This window comes from Streptomyces sp. NPDC054841 (assembly GCF_053611045.1).
The window spans coordinates 1-20,502 of the sequence record NZ_JBSGZO010000121.1 but is presented as its reverse complement, the minus strand read 5'-3'; the positions used below and the strand labels follow the sequence as shown (position 1 = coordinate 20,502).

The 20,502-nt window shown below is 70.0% G+C and carries 19 protein-coding genes and 2 pseudogenes; 10 read left to right on the top strand and 11 right to left on the bottom strand.

The window, feature by feature from the left end; genetic code table 11:
- A pseudogene (locus ACWGI8_RS18230) lies at positions 1 to 137 on the top strand (phosphatase PAP2 family protein); the annotation flags it as partial.
- On the opposite strand, the gene ACWGI8_RS18225 reads toward ACWGI8_RS18230, so the two are convergent.
- The 7 genes from ACWGI8_RS18225 to ACWGI8_RS18195 form a co-directional block, all read right to left on the bottom strand.
- Positions 76 to 1,914, bottom strand: a complete 1,839-nt coding sequence (locus ACWGI8_RS18225) for a chitinase (protein WP_453662058.1) — start codon at positions 1,912 to 1,914, stop codon at positions 76 to 78. The pseudogene ACWGI8_RS18230 and the gene ACWGI8_RS18225 overlap by 62 nt on opposite strands.
- Positions 1,915 to 2,215: 301 nt before the next feature.
- Positions 2,216 to 3,631: an NAD(P)/FAD-dependent oxidoreductase gene (locus ACWGI8_RS18220; RefSeq protein ID WP_453662057.1), complete on the bottom strand. Its 1,416-nt coding sequence runs from the start codon at positions 3,629 to 3,631 to the stop codon at positions 2,216 to 2,218.
- 52 nt (positions 3,632 to 3,683) lie between these two features.
- On the bottom strand, positions 3,684 to 4,481 hold the full coding sequence (locus tag ACWGI8_RS18215; protein ID WP_453662055.1) for an ABC transporter permease: 798 nt from the start codon (positions 4,479 to 4,481) through the stop codon (positions 3,684 to 3,686).
- A complete protein-coding gene (locus tag ACWGI8_RS18210) occupies positions 4,481 to 5,410 on the bottom strand; it encodes an ABC transporter permease (protein WP_453662054.1) in 930 nt (309 codons plus the stop codon). The genes ACWGI8_RS18215 and ACWGI8_RS18210 overlap by 1 nt, the downstream gene beginning before the upstream one ends.
- Positions 5,407 to 6,570 carry an ABC transporter ATP-binding protein gene (locus tag ACWGI8_RS18205; RefSeq protein ID WP_453662053.1) on the bottom strand — a complete coding sequence of 388 codons (1,164 nt, stop codon included), beginning with the start codon at positions 6,568 to 6,570 and terminating at the stop codon, positions 5,407 to 5,409. The genes ACWGI8_RS18210 and ACWGI8_RS18205 overlap by 4 nt, the downstream gene beginning before the upstream one ends.
- 38 nt (positions 6,571 to 6,608) lie before the next feature.
- Positions 6,609 to 7,856 (bottom strand): ABC transporter substrate-binding protein, encoded by a 1,248-nt coding sequence (locus tag ACWGI8_RS18200; RefSeq protein WP_453662051.1) that lies wholly within the window; start codon positions 7,854 to 7,856, stop codon positions 6,609 to 6,611.
- Between the two features lie 73 nt (positions 7,857 to 7,929).
- The gene (locus ACWGI8_RS18195) at positions 7,930 to 9,447 is read right to left on the bottom strand and encodes a gamma-aminobutyraldehyde dehydrogenase (protein WP_453662049.1); all 1,518 of its coding nucleotides are present in this window, start codon (positions 9,445 to 9,447) and stop codon (positions 7,930 to 7,932) included.
- A 176-nt stretch (positions 9,448 to 9,623) separates the two neighbouring features.
- Here ACWGI8_RS18195 and ACWGI8_RS18190 point away from each other — a divergent pair.
- A pseudogene (locus ACWGI8_RS18190) lies at positions 9,624 to 10,213 on the top strand (NADAR family protein).
- A 51-nt stretch (positions 10,214 to 10,264) separates the two neighbouring features.
- Here ACWGI8_RS18190 and ACWGI8_RS18185 read toward each other — a convergent pair.
- A complete protein-coding gene (locus tag ACWGI8_RS18185; RefSeq protein WP_453662047.1) occupies positions 10,265 to 10,981 on the bottom strand; it encodes a DUF4190 domain-containing protein in 717 nt (238 codons plus the stop codon).
- A 107-nt stretch (positions 10,982 to 11,088) separates the two neighbouring features.
- Here ACWGI8_RS18185 and ACWGI8_RS18180 point away from each other — a divergent pair, with 107 nt between their 5' ends.
- From ACWGI8_RS18180 to ACWGI8_RS18155, 6 genes are all read left to right on the top strand, one after another.
- Positions 11,089 to 12,114 carry an adenosine deaminase gene (locus tag ACWGI8_RS18180; RefSeq protein ID WP_453662045.1) on the top strand — a complete coding sequence of 342 codons (1,026 nt, stop codon included), beginning with the start codon at positions 11,089 to 11,091 and terminating at the stop codon, positions 12,112 to 12,114.
- 10 nt (positions 12,115 to 12,124) lie between these two features.
- Positions 12,125 to 12,832, top strand: a complete 708-nt coding sequence (locus ACWGI8_RS18175) for a glycerophosphodiester phosphodiesterase (RefSeq protein WP_453662044.1) — start codon at positions 12,125 to 12,127, stop codon at positions 12,830 to 12,832.
- Positions 12,829 to 13,629, top strand: coding sequence for an SAM-dependent methyltransferase (locus ACWGI8_RS18170; RefSeq protein ID WP_453662042.1), 801 nt, complete (start codon positions 12,829 to 12,831; stop codon positions 13,627 to 13,629). The genes ACWGI8_RS18175 and ACWGI8_RS18170 overlap by 4 nt, the downstream gene beginning before the upstream one ends.
- On the top strand, positions 13,629 to 14,816 hold the full coding sequence (locus tag ACWGI8_RS18165) for a sensor histidine kinase (RefSeq protein WP_453662040.1): 1,188 nt from the start codon (positions 13,629 to 13,631) through the stop codon (positions 14,814 to 14,816). Before ACWGI8_RS18170 ends, ACWGI8_RS18165 begins: the two co-directional genes overlap by 1 nt.
- Positions 14,813 to 15,529, top strand: coding sequence for a response regulator transcription factor (locus tag ACWGI8_RS18160; RefSeq protein WP_453662038.1), 717 nt, complete (start codon positions 14,813 to 14,815; stop codon positions 15,527 to 15,529). The genes ACWGI8_RS18165 and ACWGI8_RS18160 overlap by 4 nt, the downstream gene beginning before the upstream one ends.
- 96 nt (positions 15,530 to 15,625) lie before the next feature.
- Entirely contained in the window at positions 15,626 to 16,912 is a 1,287-nt protein-coding gene (locus tag ACWGI8_RS18155) for a serine hydrolase domain-containing protein (RefSeq protein ID WP_453662036.1), read from the top strand.
- A 21-nt stretch (positions 16,913 to 16,933) separates the two neighbouring features.
- Here ACWGI8_RS18155 and ACWGI8_RS18150 read toward each other — a convergent pair whose 3' ends face one another.
- Genes ACWGI8_RS18150 through ACWGI8_RS18140 form a run of 3 tightly spaced genes read right to left on the bottom strand, consistent with a single transcriptional unit; the run spans position 16,934 to position 19,283 of the window.
- Complete coding sequence (locus ACWGI8_RS18150; RefSeq protein ID WP_453662035.1) at positions 16,934 to 17,482, bottom strand: hypothetical protein; 549 nt, start codon at positions 17,480 to 17,482, stop codon at positions 16,934 to 16,936.
- 30 nt (positions 17,483 to 17,512) lie between these two features.
- A complete protein-coding gene (locus ACWGI8_RS18145) occupies positions 17,513 to 18,082 on the bottom strand; it encodes an HXXEE domain-containing protein (protein WP_453662062.1) in 570 nt (189 codons plus the stop codon).
- 28 nt (positions 18,083 to 18,110) lie between these two features.
- Positions 18,111 to 19,283, bottom strand: coding sequence for a polyamine ABC transporter substrate-binding protein (locus ACWGI8_RS18140; RefSeq protein WP_453662061.1), 1,173 nt, complete (start codon positions 19,281 to 19,283; stop codon positions 18,111 to 18,113).
- 185 nt (positions 19,284 to 19,468) lie between these two features.
- On the opposite strand from ACWGI8_RS18140, the gene ACWGI8_RS18135 reads away from it, so the two are divergent.
- Both ACWGI8_RS18135 and ACWGI8_RS18130 read left to right on the top strand, forming a co-directional pair.
- On the top strand, positions 19,469 to 19,831 hold the full coding sequence (locus tag ACWGI8_RS18135) for a DUF1304 domain-containing protein (RefSeq protein WP_453662059.1): 363 nt from the start codon (positions 19,469 to 19,471) through the stop codon (positions 19,829 to 19,831).
- On the top strand, positions 19,828 to 20,385 hold the full coding sequence (locus ACWGI8_RS18130) for a TetR/AcrR family transcriptional regulator (protein ID WP_453662033.1): 558 nt from the start codon (positions 19,828 to 19,830) through the stop codon (positions 20,383 to 20,385). Before ACWGI8_RS18135 ends, ACWGI8_RS18130 begins: the two co-directional genes overlap by 4 nt.
- The last annotated feature ends 117 nt before the right edge of the window (positions 20,386 to 20,502 follow it).

The window sequence follows — 20,502 nt, the reverse complement described above, 5'->3', positions numbered from 1 at the left end:
GCCTTGTGCTGCGCGGCTACCACTGGCCCCTCGACGTGCTGGGCAGTTGGTGCCTGTGCGCCGGTCTGCTGCTGATCACCAGGTGTACGCGTCGAAGTTCCTGGAGAACTCCCCGCCGCCGAACCGGTCCCAGTTGATCGACCAGGTCATCAGCCCGCGCAGCGCGGGCCAGGTGCCGTGGGTCTGGTACGAGCCACAGGTCGTACCCGCCTTCTTCGTCAGGCAGTCCAGCGCCTTGTTGACCTCGGCGGGCGGTGTGTGGCCGTTGCCGGCGTTCGTCGTGGCCGGCAGGCCGATGGCGACCTGCTCGGGGCGCAGCGCCGGGAAGAACCTTTCGGAGTTGCCGGCGACCGGGAAGCCGGCGAGCAGCATGTCGGTCATGGAGACATGGAAGTCGGCGTTCCCCATGGTGTGGTACTGGTTGTCGAGCCCCATGATCGGGCCCGAGTTGTAGTGCTGGACATGCAGCAGCGTGAGGTCGTCGCGCAGTGCGTGGATGACCGGCAGGTACGCCCCGCAGCGCGGGTCCTGGCCGCCGAACGGCCCGGAGCCGTAGTACTGGTACCCGAGCTGTACGAAGAACGTCTCCGGGGCCATGGTCAGCACGAAGTCGTCGCCGTACTTGGCCTTGAGGGTCGTGAGCGCCGAGATCAGATTGACGACCACCGGGGTCGTGGGATTGCGGAAGTCGGTGTCGCCCGCGTTCAGGGACAGGGAGTGGCCCTCGAAGTCGATGTCGAGGCCGTCGAGGCCGTACTCGTCGATGATCTTCGACACGGAGGAGACGAAGGTGTCGCGGGCGGCCGTGGTGGAGAGCTGAACCTGGCCGTTCTGGCCGCCGATGGAGATCAGGACCTTCTTGCCCGCGGCCTGCTTGGCCTTGATGGCCGCCTTGAAGTCGGCGGCGGACTCGACGTTCGGGCACTCTCCCCCTGGCACGGCTTCGCCAGCGCCGGGGGGACCCCCAGCCGGGCAGAGGCTGAAGCGGATGTCGCCGGAGGTCACCGACGTGGGTTCGCCGAAGGCGAGGTTGATGATGTCCCAGGAGTCGGGCACGTCGGCCATGCGCGTGTAGCCGGCGCCGTTGGCGAAGCTCGCGTGGAGATAGCCGACGAGGGCGTGGGCGGGTAGGCCCGGGCCGGGACCGCCGCCCGCCGTCGTCGTCGCGGTGACGGCCGTGGACCTCGGCGACTCACCCGCGCTGTTGGTGGCGGTGACCTGGAAGGTGTACGAGGTGGTCGCGGCCAGTCCCGTCACGGTGGCCGAAGTCCCGGTCACCGAGAGGACCTTGCTGCCGTTCCGGTGGACGTTGTAGCCGGTCGCGCCGGACACGGGTGACCAGGAGAGGGGGACGGTGGAGGACGTGGGGGTGCCGGCGGTGAGCCCCGCGGGCGCCGCCGGGATCTCGACCGGTGCGCCGCCGGGTCCGATGAGCGACAGGTCGTCGGCCTGGTAGGCGCCGGTTCCGTACCAGCCGTGCGTGTGGATCGTCACGGAGGTCGTGCCGGCCCCCGTGCTGAACGTCGTCGTCAGCTTCTGCCAGTCGGGGGCCGACTGGGTCCAGGTCGAGACATCGCCGGTACCGGTACCCGACGCGCCGAGGTAGACATAGCTGCCGCGCACCCAACCGCTCAGCGTGTACGAGGAGTTGGGCTGGACAGTGACCGTCTGGGAGCACTTGGCGTTGTCGCTGCCGGCCGGGGTCGCCTGCAGCGCCTTGGTGCCGCTGCGCACGGGCGAGGAGACGACGGCGCCGCTGCCCGCCGTACAACTCCAGCCGTCCAGGCCGGACTCGAAGCCGCCGTTGCGCGCCAGCTCGGTGTCGGCGGCCTGGGCGCTCCGGGCCGAGGCGACGAGCCCGCTCGCGGCGAGCAGGGCCGCCACGGCGACGGCGAGAGGTCTGGTGGGGTCCACAAATGCCTCCGGGGGTGGGGGGATTCAAGGTGGAGCCCGGCACAACATGGTCCAGACCAATCAGGTTGTCAAGACCTCTGGCACCGCACTGCCGCGCTCACCCCTCGCCCTCCCCGGCGATCGCGTCGGTGGTGAAGTGCGGCACAACAAGATCGCCGGTTGTACTCCCTGAGGATCCCCGCGCCCCGGTGGCGCAGGGGGAGTACAACCGGCGATCTCACAAGGACAGTGATCTCACAAGGACAGCCGTCTCACCAGGACAGCGGTGTCATCAAGACAGCGGTCTCATCAGGACATCGGCTCAGCTGTCGAAGCCCAGGCCGAGGCGGTCCATCACCTTCAGCCACAGGTTCCGCCGGCCTCCGTTGGCGTCCGCGCGGGCCAGCGACCACTTGGTGATGCCGATGCCCGCCCAGGCCACCGGCTCCGGCGGGAACGGCAGCGGCTTCGTCCGCACCATCTCCAGCTCCGTGCGCTCGGTGCGTTCGCCCGCGAGCAGATCGAGCATCACATCGGCACCGAAGCGTGTCGCACCGACGCCGAGACCGGTGTACCCGGCGGCGTACGCGACCTTCCCGCCGTGCGCCGTGCCGAAGAAGGCGGAGAAACGCGAACAGGTGTCGATCGCACCGCCCCAGGCGTGGCTGAAGCGCAGCCCCTCCAGCTGCGGGAAGCACTCGAAGAACTGGCCCGCCAGCTTGAGGTACGTCTCGGGCCGGTGGTCCATCTCGGCGGTGACCTTCCCGCCGAACGGATAGATCGCGTCGTAGCCGCCCCACAGGATGCGGTTGTCGGCGGTGATCCGGAAGTAGTGGAACTGGTTGGCGCTGTCGCCGAGCCCCTGGCGCTTCCGCCAGCCGATCGAGGCCAGCTGGTCCGCCGACAGCGGCTCCGTCATCAGCGCGTAGTCGTACACCGGGACGGTGTACGAGCGGACCCGCTTGACCAGCGACGGGAAGACGTTCGTCCCGAGCGCGACGCGCCGGGCGAAGACTTGGCCGTACGAGGTGCGCACGGCCATCCCGGCGCCGGACGCCGTCAGTTTGACGGCCCGGGTGTTCTCGTAGATCCGCACGCCGAGGTCGAGGCACGCCTGCTTGAGCCCCCAGGCGAGCTTCGCGGGGTGCAGCATGGCGACGCCGTTGCGGTCCCACAGCCCGCCGAGGAAGGTCGGTGAGTCGACCTCGGCGCGCACCGCGTCCCGGTCGAGCAGCTCCACTCCGTCGGTGAAGCCGAGCCGCTCGGCCTCCTGGTACATCTCGTGCAGCTCTTCGAGCTGATGCGGTTCGGTGGCGACGTCGATCTCGCCGGAGCGCTCGAAGTCGCAGTCGATGCCGTAGCCGGCGACGGCGGCCTCGATGGCGTCGAGGTTCCGCGCGCCGAGCTCCTCCAGCTTCACCATGTCGCCCGGCCAGCGGGCGAGCCCGTTGCCGAGGCCATGGGTGAGCGATGCGGCGCAGAAGCCGCCGTTGCGGCCCGAGGCGGCCCAGCCCACCTCGCGGCCCTCGATCAGCACGACATCCCGCTCGGGGTCGCGCTCCTTGGCAAGGAGCGCGGTCCACAGTCCGCTGTATCCGCCGCCGACGACGAGGAGGTCGGTCTTCTCGTCGCCGGTGAGGGCGGGCAGGGCGTCGGGCTTGCCGGGGTCTTCCAGCCAGAAGGGGACGGGCTGGGCGTCGGAGAGTGATGAGGCAAAGGTCATGGCAGCTGGGGCCATGGTTTCCACTCCTTCAGGGCCTGTTGAGCTACTGGCCCACTGGCCCACTGGGCTACTGGGCTACTGCGGATTTCTTCCGCCGGTTGCTGATCGTCTGGCCGACGAGGACGACGATGACGGCGATGGCGAACATGGCCGTACCGATGACGTTGATCTGGACGGGCGTACCGCGCTGGGCCGAGCCCCAGACGAACATGGGGAAGGTGACGGTGTTGCCCGAGTTGAAGTTGGTGATGATGAAGTCGTCGAACGAGAGCGCGAAGGACAGCAGCGCGCCCGCCGCGATACCGGGGGCCGCGATCGGCAGCGTGACCCGGAGGAAGGTCTGCACGGGACCGGCGTAGAGATCACGCGCGGCCTCCTCAAGACGCGGGTCCATCGACAGCACGCGTGCCTTGACCGCGGCGACGACGAAGCTGAGGCAGAACATGACGTGGGCGATGAGGATCGTCCAGAAGCCCAGCTCGATACCCATGTTGAGGAACAGCGCCAGCAGCGATGCGGCCATCACGATCTCGGGCATCGCCATCGGCAGGAAGATCAGCGAGTTGATCGTGCCACGCGCCCGGAAGCGGTAGCGGACCAGAGCGAAGGCGATCATCGTGCCGAGGACGGTCGCGCCGAGGGTGGCCCAGGCGGCGATCTGGAGGGAGAGCGAGAGCGAGCCGCACATGTCGGCGACCCCGCACGGGTCCTTCCAGGCGTCCAGGGAGAACTCCTGCCAGGCGTAGTTGAACCGGCCCTTGGGGTTGTTGAACGAGAACACCGTCACGACGACGTTCGGCACGATCAGATAGGCGAGCGTCACCAGGCCCGCGATGACGACAAGGTTGCGTCGAAGCCACTGCATCAGACCAGATCCTCCGTTCCGGCTCGCCGGATGTAGACCGTGACCATGATCAGCACGACGGCCATCAGGATGAAGGACAGCGCAGCCGCTGTCGGGTAGTCCAGGATCCGCAGGTACTGCGACTGGATGACATTGCCGATCATGCGGGTGTCCGTGGAGCCCAGCAGCTCGGCATTGACGTAGTCACCGCTCGCCGGGATGAAGGTGAGCAGCGTCCCGGAGACGACGCCGGGCATCGACAGCGGGAAGGTGACCTTGCGGAAGGTCGTGGCGGGCGTGGCGTAGAGGTCGCCCGCCGCCTCGTGCAGCCGGGTGTCGATCCGCTCCAGCGACGTGTAGAGCGGAAGGATCATGAACGGCAGGAAGTTGTACGTCAGACCGCAGACGACCGCGAGCGGGGTGGCCAGCACCCTGTCCCCTTCGGTCATGCCGAGCAGGCTGGTGACGTCCAGGATGTGCAGCGCGTTCAGCGTCTCCACGACCGGTCCGCCGTCCGCGAGGATCGTCTTCCAGGCGAGCGTGCGGATCAGGAAGCTGGTGAAGAACGGCGCGATGACCAGGATCAGCAGCAGATTGCGCCAGCGGCCCGCCTTGAAGGCGATGAGGTACGCGAGCGGGTAGCCGAGCAGCAGACACAGCACGGTGGCGGTGCCGGCGTACAGCAGCGAGCGCAGGAACTGCGGGTAGTACTCCTGGAAGGCCTCCCAGTAGGTCTGGAAGTGCCAGGTGACCTCGAAGCCCTTTTCGAGCGAGCCGGTCTGCACCGAGGTCGAGGCCTGGTACACCATCGGCAGCACGAAGAAGACCAGCAGCCACAGGATGCCGGGCAGCAGCAGCCAGTACGGGACCAGCTTGCGGCGCAGCGAGGGCTTGTGGACGGGTGGTTCGGCGGCGGCGGCCACCGGGGGCGGCGCTTCGGTGACGGTCATGCGCTCTCCTCGACCGTCTCGACACCGGCGTCGATGTCCTGGGAAGCATCGAGGCCGAAGGTGTGCTCCGGGTTCCAGTGCAGCACGACCTCGGCACCCGGCACGAGCCGGGAGTCCCGCTCGATGTTCTGTACGTACACCTCCAGCTCGGGGCAGACCGGGCTGTCGATGACGTACTGCGTGGAGACGCCGATGAAGCTGGAGTCGGCGATCTTTCCGGTGATCCGGTTGCGGCCCTCGGCGATCTCTCCCGCGTCGTCGGCGTGCGCGAGCGATATCTTCTCGGGACGGACGCCGACCAGCAGCTTCCCGCCGCTGCGGGGCTGGGTGGCACAGCGCTGGGCGGGGATCCGCAGCTTGGCGTCGGCGGTCGACACGAGGATGTCGCTGCCGCCGGTCTCGGCGACCTCGGCCTCGATGAGGTTGGAGGTGCCGAGGAAGTTGGCGACGAAGGTCGTCTGCGGGTTCTCGTACAGCTCGGCGGGCGCGCCCAGCTGCTCGACCCGGCCGCCGTTCATCACCGCGACCGTGTCGGCCATGGTCATGGCCTCCTCCTGGTCGTGGGTGACGTGCACGAAGGTGATGCCGACCTCGGTCTGGATGCGCTTGAGCTCCAGCTGCATCTGACGGCGCAGCTTGAGGTCGAGGGCGCCGAGCGGCTCGTCGAGGAGGAGCACCTGGGGGTGGTTGATGAGCGCGCGGGCGACGGCTACGCGCTGCTGCTGGCCGCCGGAGAGCTGGTGCGGCTTGCGGTGCGCGAAGTCCCCGAGCTGGACGAGGTCGAGCATGTCGTCGACCTGCTTCTTGACCGACTTGATGCCGCGGCGGCGCAGTCCGAAGGCGATGTTCTCGGTGATGTTCAGGTGGGGGAAGAGCGCATAGCTCTGGAAGACGGTGTTGACCGGGCGCTTGTGCGGCGGCAGGGCGGTGACGTCCTTGTCGCCGAGGAAGACGGTGCCGGTGCTGGGGTCCTCCAGTCCGGCGATCATCCGCAGCGTGGTCGTCTTGCCGCAGCCGGAGGCGCCGAGCAGGGCGAAGAACGAGCCTGCGGGGATGGTCAGGTCGAGCGGGTGCACGGCGGTGAAGGAGCCGTAGGTCTTGCTGATCCCGGAGAGCCGGACGTCGCCGCCCTCGGTCTTCGAGGTCTTCGAATCAGTCATGGGTCGCGTTCCCAGGGGTGTCGGTGGGCAGGGGGAGGTCAGGCGCCGATGAGCTTGGCGAACTTCTCTTCGTACGCCGTCTCTTCCTTGCTGCTGAGCGAGCGGAAGGCGTGGGACTTGGCGGCCATGGCCTTGTCCGGGAGGATCAGCGTGTTCGAGGCCAGGGCGGGGTCGATCTTCGCGAGCTCGCCCTTCACCCCGTCGACCGGGCAGACGTAGTTGATGTACGCGGCCAGCTGCGCGGCGACCGGAAGCTCGTAGTAGTAGTCGATGAGCTTCTCGGCGTTGGTCTTGTGCCGTGCGTTGGCCGGGACCAGCAGATTGTCGCTGGAGGTGATGTAACCGGCCGACGGGATCGCGAACTTGATGTCCGGATTGTCCGCCTGGAGCTGGATGATGTCACCGGCCCAGGCGAGACAGGCGGCGAGGTCGCCCTTGTCCAGGTCCGAGGTGTAGTCGTTGCCGGTGAAGCGGCGGATCTGCTTCTTGTCGACGCCCTTCTGGAGCCGGCCGATCGCGGCGTCGTAGTCGGCGTCGGTGAACTTGCCGGGGTCCTTGCCCATGTCGAGCAGGGTCATGCCGACCGAGTCGCGCATCTCGGTGAGGAAGCCGACCCGGCCCTTGAGCTTGGGGTCGTCGAGCAGCTGGGTGACCGAGTCCACCTTGCGGCCACCGGTCGCCTTGGAGTTGTACGCGATGACCGTGGAGATACCGGTCCAGGGGTACGAGTAGGCCCGGCCCGGGTCCCAGTCGGGGGTGCGGAACTGGGAGGACAGATTGGCGAACGCGTGGGGCAGGTTCGACGGGTCGAGCTTCTGCGCCCAGCCGAGCCGGATGATCCGGGCGGCCAGCCAGTCGGTGACGCAGATCAGGTCACGGCCGGTGTCCTGGCCGGCCGCGAGCTGCGGCTTGATCTTGCCGAAGAACTCGACGTTGTCGTTGATGTCCTCGGTGTACTTGACCGTGATCCCGGTGCGCTTGGTGAACGCCTCCAGAGTGGGACGGCTCTTCTCGTCCTCACTGATGTCCATGTACTCGGTCCAGTTGGAGAAGGCTATGCGCTTCTCCTTGGCCGAGTGGTCGTTGGAGACCGCCGCGTCGCCCTCCCGCTTGGCGGGCGGGATACCGCAGGCGCTCAGCATCCCGGCGCCGCCGATGGTGAGTGCACCGATGCCTGACGCACGCAGCAGCGAGCGGCGGGAGAGGGCACCCCTGCCATTCGTCATGCTGCGCTGCGCGGCGGCCAGTTGGGCCGCGGAGAGGCGGTCGGACTGGTACTGCTCCATGCGCTGTTCCCTCTCGGGTGGTCTGGCCGCTGGTCGGGCGGCTGCGTTGGCACGCGGCGGTGGCCGCTTGTGGTTACGGTCGGTCCCCGAAGATCGTGCGGTGCCAGTCCTTCCGGACCACCGCGGTGTTGTCGTACATCACATGCTTGACCTGCGTGTACTCCTCGAAGGAATAAGCTGACATGTCCTTTCCGAACCCGCTGGCCTTGTAGCCGCCGTGGGGCATCTCGCTGATGATCGGAATGTGGTCGTTGACCCAGACACAGCCCGCCTTGATCTCGCGGGTGGCACGGCCCGCGCGGTACACGTCACGGCTCCAGGCGGAGGCGGCGAGACCGTACGGGGTGTCATTGGCCAGCGCGATGCCCTCGTCGTCGGAGTCGAAGGGCAGCACCACCAGGACGGGACCGAAGATCTCGGACTGGACGACCTCGCTGTCCTGGGCGGCTCCGGCGATCAGGGTCGGCAGGTAGTACGCGCCCTTCTCCAGGTCCCCGCCGGGGACCTGGCCGCCGGTGACGACGGTGGCGTACGAACGGGCCCGGTCGACGAACCCGGCGACGCGGTCGCGCTGCGCGTGCGAGACGAGCGGGCCGAGATCGGTGGCCGGGTCGAAGGGGTCGCCGAGCCGTACGGTCACCATCAGGTCGGCGACCCCGGCGACGAAGGCGTCGTACAGCGGCCGCTGGACATAGGCGCGGGTGGCGGCGGTGCAGTCCTGGCCGCTGTTGATCAGGGCGCCGGCGACCGCGCCGTGCACGGCGGCTTCGAGATCGGCGTCGTCGAAGACGACGAAGGGCGCCTTGCCGCCGAGCTCCAGGTGGAGCCGCTTGACGGTGGAGGTGGCGATCTCGGCGACGCGCTTGCCGACCGGGGTGGAGCCGGTGAAGGACGTCATGGCCACGTCCGGGTGCCCGACCAGGTGCTCGCCCGCGCCCTTGCCGGCGCCGGTGACGATGTTGACGACACCGTCGGGAATCCCGGCCTCGGCCGCTGCCTGGGCGAACATCAGGGAGGTCAGCGGGGTGATCTCGGCGGGCTTGAGGACGATGGTGTTGCCCGCGGCGATGGCCGGGAGGACCTTCCAGGCGGCCATCTGGAGCGGATAGTTCCAGGGCGCGATGGAGCCGACGACACCGATCGGCTCGCGGCGTACGTACGAGGTGTGGTCGCCGCTGTACTCGCCCGCGGACTGGCCCTGCAGATGGCGTGCGGCACCGGCGAAGAACGCGGTGTTGTCGACGGTGCCGGGCACGTCGAACTCGCGGGTCAGCTTGATCGGCTTGCCGCACTGCAGCGACTCGGCCCGCGCGAAGGCCTCGGCCTGTTCGGCGAGCACCGAGGCGAAGCGGTGGAGGGCGTCGGAGCGCTCCCCGGGGGTGGCGCCCGCCCAGCCGGGGAACGCGTCGCGCGCGGCTGCGACGGCGGCGTCGACGTCGGCGGTTCCGGCCAGCTCGTAGTCGAGGACCTGCTCTCCGGTAGCGGGGTCCACGACTGTGTGGTTATGTCCCGATGTACCGGGCTGCAGCTGCCCGCCGATGTACTGCGCGCCGTCCTTGAAACGGTCCAGTGCCTGGAAGCGGTTGCCCATTGAAGCTCTCCGTTGTTCCAGCTCGAATTGAGTGCTGATCCTGACAGAATGAACTTCGGCCAACAAGTGATTCCGTAGTTTCCTTTTGGTTACGCGACGGAATCGGTCGACCATGTGTCGGGCCCGGGTGGTCATCCCCGTACTGAGTGTCAGTGGCGGATGCGAAACTCGCGTGCATGGGGATGATCGACGCATCGACCGAGGCTCTGATCGAGCAGGTCAGGAGCGGTGGGCGGGTCAAGTATCTGCACTTTTGGGGGCATACTCCGCGACGGGACGGCAGCGTGGGGGCCGGCTGTCTGAGCCAGTGGTGGCCGGCGCCGTTCACCGTCGACGGCATCGAGTACGCGACGGCCGAGCACTGGATGATGGCCGCGAAGGCGCGCCTCTTCGGCGACGCGGAGGCGGAGCGCAAGGCTGTCGAGGCGCCGAATCCGGCGCTCGCGAAGAAGGCGGGCCGTCTGGTGCGCGGCTTCAGCGACGCGATATGGGAGCGCGAGCGGTTCTCGATCGTCGTCGAGGGCAGCGTGCACAAGTTCGCCCAGCATGCGGATCTGCGCACGTTCCTGCTGGCCACGGGCGACCGGGTGCTGGTGGAGGCGAGCCCGGTGGACAGGGCTGCCCTTTCCTCCCACGGCATCTCGGCCTGGCCGTGGACGACGAGCGGGCCGATGACCCCTCTCGGTGGCGCGGGCTGAACCTGCTGGGGTTCGCGCTGATGCAGGCGCGCGAGCGGCTGCGGGAGCGGGCAGAGCGGGGGGAGTGAGGGGACGCGGCGGCCGGGCGGCGCGGGGGGCCGCCCGGATGGCGCGTCCGGTCAGCGCGAAGCCGCGGCGACGACCAGCGTCGTCGCCCAGGGGTCCTCGTCGGACTCCAGGGAGGAAGGGTCGTTGGCGATCAACCAGATGATCAAACCGAGGAACGCGGCGCTGATCACGATGCCGACCCCGCCGAGGATGATGCCGGCCAGCGCCATTCCGCCGTTGGTCGCCTCACCTCGCTTGACGCGGCCACGGCCGATGAAGCCGAAGATCAGCGCGAGGATGCCGAGGACGACCCCGAGGCCGTACAGACAGAATCCGGCGACGGCGACGATGCCCAGCACCATCGCGGTGATGCCCATGCCGTTCGCCGGGCCCTGTACCCAGCCGCCCTGGCCGTAGCCGGGGTAGCCCGGATACCCGGGGTAGCCGTACCCGGGCGCGCCGGGCTGTGTGACGCCCGGAGCGGCGGCGGCCGGGTAGCCGTACGGGCCGGGCGCGGTCTGCGCGGGTCCGCCGGGGGCTATCGGGGGCGGTGGTACGGCCCCTGCGCCCGCGTCTCCGGTGCCGGCACCGGCGTCGGGAGCGGCGAACGGTCCCGCGGACGGCATCGATGTCACCGTCGGCTGGTCGTGGACGGCCGGCCGCGGCGGCTGCGCGCCCGGCGTCGCCTTGCCGAGATCCACTCTGTCCTGCTGCGCCCGGTGCTCCGGCGGAGCCCATGGGTCCCTCGGCTCGTACCCGCCCGGCGGCTGGTCGCTCTGGTCTGACATGGGCCTCCCCTTCGTGGATTCGTCATGCTACGGGCCCGCGTCACGCGCCATCCGGCCCGCCTACGATGATCCCTGACCGGCAGGGCACAGGACACATGGAGGACCCGATGACCGATCTGCACCCCTTCATCGCGGGGCTGCCCAAGGCGGAGCTGCATGTCCACCATGTCGGGTCCGCCTCCCCGCGCATCGTGTCCGAACTGGCCGCCCGGCACCCGGACTCCAAGGTCCCGACCGACCCCGACGCCCTCGCCGACTACTTCACCTTCACCGACTTCGCGCACTTCATCGAGGTCTATCTCTCGGTGGTGGACCTGGTCCGCACCCCCGAGGACGTCCGGCTGCTGACCTTCGAGGTCGCGCGGGACATGGCCCGGCAGAACATCCGGTACGCGGAGCTGACCGTCACGCCGTTCAGCTCCACCCGGCGCGGCATCCCCGAGCAGGGGTTCATGGAGGCGATCGAGGACGCCCGCAAGGCCGCCGAGGCCGAGCTCGGTGTCGTCCTGCGCTGGTGCTTCGACATCCCCGGCGAGGCGGGGCTCGACGCGGCCGAGGAGACCGCCCGGCTCGCCGTCGACCTGCATCCGGAGGGCCTGGTCTCGTTCGGCCTCGGCGGGCCCGAAGTCGGTGTCCCGCGGCCCCAGTTCAAGCCGTACTTCGACCGGGCCATCGCCGCCGGTCTGCGGTCCGTGCCGCACGCCGGGGAGACCACGGGCCCGCAGACCATCTGGGACGCGCTGGGCGACCTGCGGGCCGAGCGCATCGGCCACGGCACGAGTGCCCCGAAGGATCCGAAGCTGCTGGCGCACCTCGCCGAGCACCGCATCCCGCTGGAGGTCTGCCCCACCTCCAACATCGCCACCCGCGCCGTCGCCACCCTCGACGAGCACCCCATGAAGGAGATGGTCGCGGCCGGCGTGCTCGTGACCATCAACAGCGACGACCCGCCGATGTTCGGCACCGACCTCAACAACGAGTACGCGGTGGCCGCCCGGCTGCTGGAGCTCGACGAGCGGGGCGTCGCGGCACTCGCGAAGAACGCCGTGGAGGCGTCCTTCCTCGACCCGGCCGGAAAGGCGCGGATCGCCACGGAGATCGACACGTACACCGAGCAGTGGCTGGCGAAGTGAGGACGGCCCCGTGCGCACCGTCACCCTCGTAGGCCATCGCGGCGACCCGTACGTCGCCCGGGAGAACACGCTTCCGTCGCTGCACACGGCGATCGAGCGGGGCGCGGACGCCATCGAGGTGGATGTCCGGCTGACCCGCGACGGCGTTCCCGTACTGCTGCACGACGAGACGCTGAAGCGGCTCTGGGGCCACGACCGTCCGCTGGCCCGGCTCACCCATGAGCAGCTCACCGCGCTGACGTCCGGCGGCGTGCCGACGCTGCGGGAGGCGCTGATCGCGGTGGGCGGCCACCGGCTGATGCTCGATCTGCCCGGGGCCGACGAGAAGGCGGTACGCGCGATCGTCGGTACGGTCCGTGAATGCGGCGCGGGCGAGCGGGTCTACTACACCGGCGGTCCGGTCGGGATGTTCGCCGTCCGCGATGCCGACCCCGGCGCGGAGATCGCTCTGACCTGGACGACGCTCGCCCCGCCCCGCCCGGTGCTGCTCGGCGCGCTGCGGCCGCGCTGGCTCAACTACCGCTTCGGGCTGGTGAGCAGGGAGCTCGCGGACCGGGTGCATGCGGACGGGTATCTGCTCTCTGTCTGGACCGCCGACACCCGTGGCACGATGCGCCGACTGGTGGGGCGCGGTGTCGACTCGATCACCACGAACCGGGTGGACGTCCTCGCCCAGGTACTCCGCAGATCCCGCACAGGGAAAGGACGCATGACGTGACCGACGCCGAGGACACCGGCCAGGACCGGATCCGCACCGACATCGCCCACAACGCCCGGGTGTGGAACTACTGGCTGGGCGGCAAGGACAACTACCTGGTGGACCGTCAGGTCGGCGACCAGGTGACCGGCATGTTCCCGAGCATCGGCCAGGTCGCCCGCGCCGACCGGGCGTTCCTGGGACGGGTCGTCACGTATCTCGCCGGTGAGGCGGGGATGCGCCAGTTCCTCGACATCGGCACCGGCCTGCCGACCGTCGACAACACGCACGAGGTCGCCCAGCGCATCGCCCCCGAGTCGCGGATCGTGTACGTCGACAACGACCCGATCGTGCTGTCACACGCCCGCGCCCTGCTGACCAGCACCCCCGAAGGCCGCACCGCGTACATCGACGCGGACGCCCATCGTCCGGAGGACATCCTGCGCGCCGTCGAGCCGACGCTCGACCTGACGCGTCCGGTGGCGGTGATGATGCTGGGGATCCTGAACTTCGTCCTGGACACGGACAAGGCCACCTCGATCGTCCGCCGCATCATGGACGCCGTACCGTCCGGCAGCCATCTCGTGCTCACCCACCCCACGCTGGAACTGGGCGGCGAGGGCAACGCCGAGGCGATGGCGTTCTGGAACGAGAACGCGACACCGCCGATCACCGCCCGCAGCCGCGCCGAGTTCGCGGGCTTCCTCGACGGACTGGATCTCCTGGAGCCGGGCATCGTGTCCTGTGCGCGCTGGCGCGACGGGGGCGCGACGACGGTGGAGGTGGCGCAGTTCGGCGCGGTGGGCCGCAAGCGCTGATGCGAATACGGGGGACCGGCCGGCTGGGACAGTTGAGGGACGTCAACCCGTGGTTCGTGGACCTCGGCGTCGCGCTGCTCGTGCAGGCGGCGATGACGATGCCGTTCGTGGTGCCGCGCCCCGCCGATCAGGCGCCCGCGACCTGGGCGGCCTACGGACTCACCACCCTGACCGTGGTGCCGCTGGTCTGGCGGCGCCGTGCCCCGGTCACCGTGCTGCTCGCGATCCTCGTGACCGGCGCGCTGTACGAGCTCGCGATCTGGGGGCCCGGCCAGCCCCTCCCGTACACCGGCCTGGTCATCGTCTACACGATCGCCGCGGTCTCACCGCCCCGCACCCGGCTGGGTGTGCTCCTGCTGCTGCCGGCCGTCGTGTCGGTGTCGGTGTGGCTCAACACCGGCTCGGCCCGGGAGCTGTTCTTCTGCCTCTTCGTGCTCGGGGCGGCGTATGCCTTCGGGAGGCTCACCGACACCCGGCAGGCGTACACCGCGGCGGTCGAGGACCGCGCCGCGCAACTGGAGCGGGCGAACCGGATCGAGGCCGAGCAGGCAGCGGCCCGCGAACGGGCCCGGATCGCCCGGGAGATGCACGACATCCTGTCGCACGCGGTGAGCCTGATGATCGTCCAGGCGGAGGCGGGCCCGGTCGCGGTGCGCACGGCCCCGGAGCGTGCGGAGGCCGCCTTCGAGGCGATCTCCGAGACCGGCCGGGACGCGATGACCCAGCTGCGCCGGATGCTCGGGGTGCTGCGCGAGGGCGATCTCGATCCGGATGACGCACCGCGCGAGCCGCAGCCCTCGCTGACGGCGCTGCCGGGCCTGCTCGAGCGCGTGCGGCACAGCGGCCTCGACATCGCGTACGAGACGACGGGCGAGGTCCGCCCGTTGCCTGCCGACACCGAGGCCACGGCCCACCGTGTGGTGCAGGAGGCACTGACGAACGTGGTCAAGCACGCGGCGGCGACCACGGTCCGTGTGCGGCTGGTCTACGGGAAGGACCTGCTGGCGATCACGGTCACCGACGACGGGCGGGGTCCCGGAACGTCCACCGGACACGGGCTCATCGGCATCCGCGAACGGGCGGCGGCCCATGGCGGCACGGCGTTCACCGGGCCGGGCCCCGACGGCCGCGGCTTCCAGGTCGGCGTCACGCTCCCCGTAGGATCCCGGGCGGAGGTGGGGAGTTGACGATCCGCGTGGTGGTGGCCGATGACCAGGAGCTGGTCCGCAGCGGTTTCGCGATGATCCTGGACGTACAGCCGGACATCGAGGTCGTCGCCGAGGCAGGGGACGGCACAGCGGCCGTCGACGCGGTACGCCGCCTCTCCCCCGACGTGGCGCTGCTCGACATCCGGATGCCCGGCATGGACGGGATCGAGGCGTGCCGCACCATCAGCGCCGGGTCCGCGTGCCGCACGGTCATTCTGACGACCTTCGACTCCGACGAGTACGTGTACGAGGCGCTGCACGCGGGCGCGAGCGGCTTTCTGCTCAAGGACGTCAGGCGGGACGATCTGGTGCACGCGGTCCGGGTGGTGGCGCGGGGCGACTCGCTGCTCGCGCCGTCGGTGGCGCGCCGGCTGATCGAGGAGTACACGAAGCACACCACCCGGCGCGCGGCCGCGCCGCCCGACGGACGGCTGGACGTCCTCACCGCGCGCGAGCGCGAGACGCTGCTCCTGCTGGGGCGTGGCCGGTCGAACGCGGAGATCGCGGCGGCGCTCGTCGTCAGCGAGCACACCGTCAAGACCCATGTGGGCAATGTGCTGGCCAAGTTGGGGCTGCGCGACCGGATCCAGGCGGTCATCTGCGCGTACGAGACCGGGCTGATCGCCGCCGGGGATCCCCCGTCGGAGGGAGCGCCTGCGTCCGTCTCCTCCCCCACGGCGGCGAGAGACTGACCGGCGAGGACCGCTCTCACCGGCGATCCGCTCGAAGAGCCTGGTCAACAGGATGGGAGCCGTCAAGAACGACGGCTCACACCACGGGAGTTGACCATGCACAGCCGTACCCGCACCCTGCTCGCCGCCACACTCGTCCTCGGTGTCACAGTGGGCCCGGCCGTCGTACCGGCCGCGGCCCACTCCCCCGCGTCCGTGCGTATGGACGCCGGCACGGACGACGGCACACGCTCTGGCGCGGACGCCGACACGGGCTCCGGCACGGGCTCCGGCACGGGCTCCGGCACGGGCTCCGGCACGGGCTCCGGCACGGACGATATTGGAAAGCCGGACGAGGCCGCCCTCGAAGCCGCGGTCGCCGGGCTGCCGACCACGGACGCGACCGCCGCGCTCGTACGGGTCGGGGGCACCGGCGGCAGCTGGCACGGCAGCTCCGGTGTCCACGACCTCAAGTCCGGCCGCCCGGCCGACCCGGACGCCCGTTTCCGGGCCGGCTCGGTGACGAAGGTCTTCACGGCCGCGGCGGTGCTGCGGCTCGCGGCGGAGGGCAGAGTGGACCTGGACCGGACGGCCCGCTCGTACCTCCCGGACCTGATCCCGGCGACGTACGGGAAGGTCACCGTCCGGCAGTTGCTCAACCACACGCACGGCATCCCCGCCCCGGACATGCCCGGCACGACCGTCGAGGAGTGGTACACGCACCGCTTCGACGTGCACGACCCGCGCGCGATGGTGCGCTCCGCGACCGGCAAGAAGCCGGAGTTCGCACCGGGCACGAAGCAGCACTACCTGAACATCGGCTACACGGTCGCCGGGCTGCTGATCGAGCGTGTGACGGGCGAGCGGTACGAGGACGAGATCGCCCGCCACATCCTGAAGCCGCTCGGCCTGCGCGGCACGTACTTCCCCGGCACCGACCCGCGCATCCGCGGCCCGCACAACCACGGCTACCAGACGATGAGGCTGGACGACGGCACGACCGGGCTGCGCGATGCGACGGTGTGGGGTGTGACGGACGGCTGGGCGGCCGGGGACATCATCTCCACGATCGCGGATCTGGAGCGGTTCACCAAGGCCCTGTTCCGGGGGCAGGTCGTGCGCGGTCCGCTGCTGGAGGAGATGTTCACCCTGCCCGGGAAGGATGTGGTCGACATCAGGACCGGTGCCCCCGCCGCGTACTCCGTCGGGCTGTCCATGACGAAGCTGGGCGGGCGTGAGGTGTGGGGCAAGTCGGGCGGCCGCTGGGGCTACAACGCGGCCGTCGCGGCCACCCGTGATCTGTCGCGCACGCTCGTCTGCAGCGTCAACTCCACGGACGCGAAGGGCCAGGACATGAACAGGGTGGCGATGAATGTCGCCGTCGCCGCGTTCGGGAGGCCCTAAGGGCTGTCCGCTGGGCAGACCCTAGTGAGCAGGGCGCGCCACGGGCTCCGGGGCCGGGGCCGGCGACGGCGCGGTAAGCCCCTCCAGCCGCTTGATCATGCGGCGTACGACGAGGAGCGGGATGACTCCGAAGACGCCGAAGGACATGTCGATGACCGTCCACCAGAAGGGGATGCCCCGGATCGGGCCGCAGATCAGCGCGAGCGGGATGATCCCGGCGCAGGCGATCATGCCGAACTCTATGACCCAGATGTTGCGTACGGGATCGCGGTACGGGCCGTAGAAGGCGACGGCAATGACGAGGTGCGCGAAGGCCAGCCAGTCGGTGCCGTACAGGAGGAAGGGGTACCGCTCACCGGCGACGTCCGCGCCGGCCCGTACCCGCTCGATCCACTCCAGCAGGGCCGGGAAGGCGTCCGCGACCGGGGAGGCCCATGACGTCAGCGCGTCGTGGACGAGGTGCAGCTCGGTGACGAGGGGGAAGGCCGTCAGTCCGCTCAGGACGAGGCAGACGATGAAGACGGCCAACCACACACGTATGCGGCGCAGAAGCGCTGTTCGCTCGCTCATGCCCGCAGCGTACGCCCATCATGAACGCGTTCAAAAAGTCGGGGCACCGGTGACCTTGCGAGCCACGGCGTGCGAGACGATGGTGGCGCCTGCGGCGATCACCAGACCGGTCACGGCGTCCCGCGCCCGGGTGGGGCGCAGCACTCCGGCGCGCCGCAGCCGGCCCCGGGCCCAGAGGGTGAACGGCACGACGATCAGGGGTGACGTGGCAGAGCCAGGGGTATAGCCGCGTACGGCCGCGGCCTGGGCGAGATGGACGAGGCCGTGCAGCCCGAAGCCGTTCAGTGCGCCCTGGAAGAACGCGGACCGTCCGCCGGTGCGCCCGCCCGCGACGGCGGCGACACCGACGATCGCGGCCATGGCTCCCACCGCGACGGCGAATTCGCGCTCGTCGACCGACTCCAGGACGCGCCACACCCGCTCGGGGGCGTCGGGGAACCGCTTGCGGAGGGCGGGCAGATTCTCCCGTACCCAGCGTGGCCCGAACGCGATCTCCTCGGCGTCGTGCAGCGCCCAGGCGGCGAACAGCCCATACGTCACAAGCGGGTTCACGGGCTCGGTCACAGACTCGGTCACGGACTCGGCCACGGACTTGGTCATGGTCACGGTCTTCATGATCACGAGTCTGCTACAGGCCGACGATTCCGTTCCATCGTTTGGCGAACTCCCTGCGCTCCTCGGTCGTGATGTCCCGCGCGATCGCCAGACGCTTGCGCATCGCGGCGTCGGGGAAGATCAGCGGATCCTCGGCGAGCGCGGCGAGTTCCTCGTCGTCGGAGCCGGCGAGGACGTCGCGCGCGGCGGGCACCGGGCAGACGTAGTTGACCCAGGCGGCGAGCTCGGCGGCGACCTCGGGCTCGTAGTAGTAGTCGATGAGCGCCTCGGCGTTGCGCTTGTGCTGGGCGAGGTTGGGGATCATCAGCGACTCGGCCCAGAGTTCGGCACCCTCCTCCGGGACCACGAACTCGATGTCGGGGTTGTCCGCCTGGAGCTGGATCACGTCGCCCGAGTAGGCCTGGCAGGCGAGGACGTCGCCCGTGGAGAGGTCCTTGATGTAGTCGTTGCCGGTGAAGCGGCGGATGTGTTTCTGCCGCACCAGCCTCTCGACCTGGTCGCACACGGTGTGGAAGTCGTCGGCCGTCCAGCGGGTGATGTCCACGCCGTTGCCCTGCATGAGGAGGGCGAAGGACTCGTCGAGCCCGGAGAGGAGGGTGACCTTTCCCCGCAGGTCCGTGGCCCAGAGGTCCTCGATGTGCTGGATCTCGCGACCGAGCTTCCTGCGGTTGTACGCGATGCCGGTGATCCCGGACTGCCAGGGCACGCTGTGCCGCCTGCCCTCGTCGAATGCGGGTGAACGCAGCTGCGGATCCAGGTACTTGGTGATGTTCGGCTGCCGGCCGCGGTCCATCTCCTGGACCCAGCCGAGGCGTACGAACCGGGCGGCCATCCAGTCGCTGACGACGATGAGATCCCGACCGGTCTCCTGACGGTTCATCAGGGCCGGGCTGACCTTGCCGAAGAACTCGTCGTTGTCGTTGATCTCCTCGGTGTACCGGACGGAGATCCCGGTGCGTTCGGCGAAGGCGTCGAGGGTGGGCCGTCTCGACGTGTCCTCGTCGTCGGTGTCGATGTAGAGGGGCCAGTTGGCGAAGTCGACGCTCTTGTCGCGGCCCGAGAGGTCACGTGCGGCGCGGTCGCCGGGCTCGACATAGGCCGCGGGGACTCCGCAGCCGGCGAGCGCGAAGCCCGCGACTCCGGCTCCGGCGGCGCCGAGGGCGCGCAGCGCCGAGCGGCGGGACACGAGGCGGGACGTGCGGGGCGTCGGGACGTTCTTCGGCTTCGCTGGCACGTCGGCAGCATGCCGGGCGGTCGGTACGAGGGGCAATGGACGGTGCGTCGAGCGGAAGGCCGGGGCCCCGACACCCTGTCGATCATGGACATCTGTCTATACTTCATGGACACCTGCCCATGAATCGATTGGTGCCCATGAACGCGACGGCGAACGTCCTGGTCGGCCTGGTGGCCGCGCTGCACGTCTACATCCTGGTGCTGGAGATGTTCCTGTGGGAGCGGACTCCGGGGCGGGGACTGTCCGGGTTCGACGCCGAGATGGCCCGGGCGACGGCACCGCTGGCCGCCAACCAGGGGCTGTACAACGGCTTTCTCGCGGCCGGCCTGATCTGGGGCCTGATCGCCGCGGACCCCACGGGCCACCGGGTCCAGGTCTTCTTCCTCGCCTGTGTGGTGATCGCCGGACTGTACGGCGGCGCCACCGCGAACCGGCGCATCTTCGTGGCCCAGGCCCTGCCCGGGGCGCTCGCGCTGGCCGCGGTACTGGCGGCGGGATGAGCGGCGACCCCCGGGCCGAGCGCACCCGGGACCGGTTGCGGCGCGCCCTGCTGGAGGAGTGCGCCGAGCGGTCGCTGGCGGAGGTCAGCGTGGCGGGCCTGGTCCGCCGGGCGGGCGTCGGCCGCGCCACGTTCTATCTGCACTACCCGGACCTGGACGCGCTCGCGGTGGACGCCTGCGCCGAGATCGTCCGGGGCGCGGTGGAGGCGCTGCACGCGTGGCGCGGGGTGCCCGATCCGGCGGCCCCGCCGGCCCCGCTGACGTCCTTCTTCACCGGGATCGTCGCCCACGTCCCGCTCTACCGCACCCTGCTCCGGGAGGGTGGCGGCGGCCCGCTCGGCGACCTGCTCCACCGCGAACTCCGCGCCCGCAGCCATCGCGAACGCGAGCTGGCGGGCGCCCCGGCTCCCGATCTGATCGCCTCGGCGGTGGCGTCGACCTTCACCGGCGTCCTGGCCGACTGGCTCCACGACCGCATCCCGGCGCCTCCGGAGGCGATGGCGGCCCACGTCTGGCGCCTCCTGCTCTCGCTGCACATGACGCCGTTGCCGTAAACCCCGGCGGGGTGCGGGCCCGTGGCGCCTGCAGCGGGCCCACGCGGCGGAGCCACCGGAACGGGCCCGGTGCGGAGCCCCGGTTCGGCAACGCCGAAGGGCGGGCCCCCAGTGCCC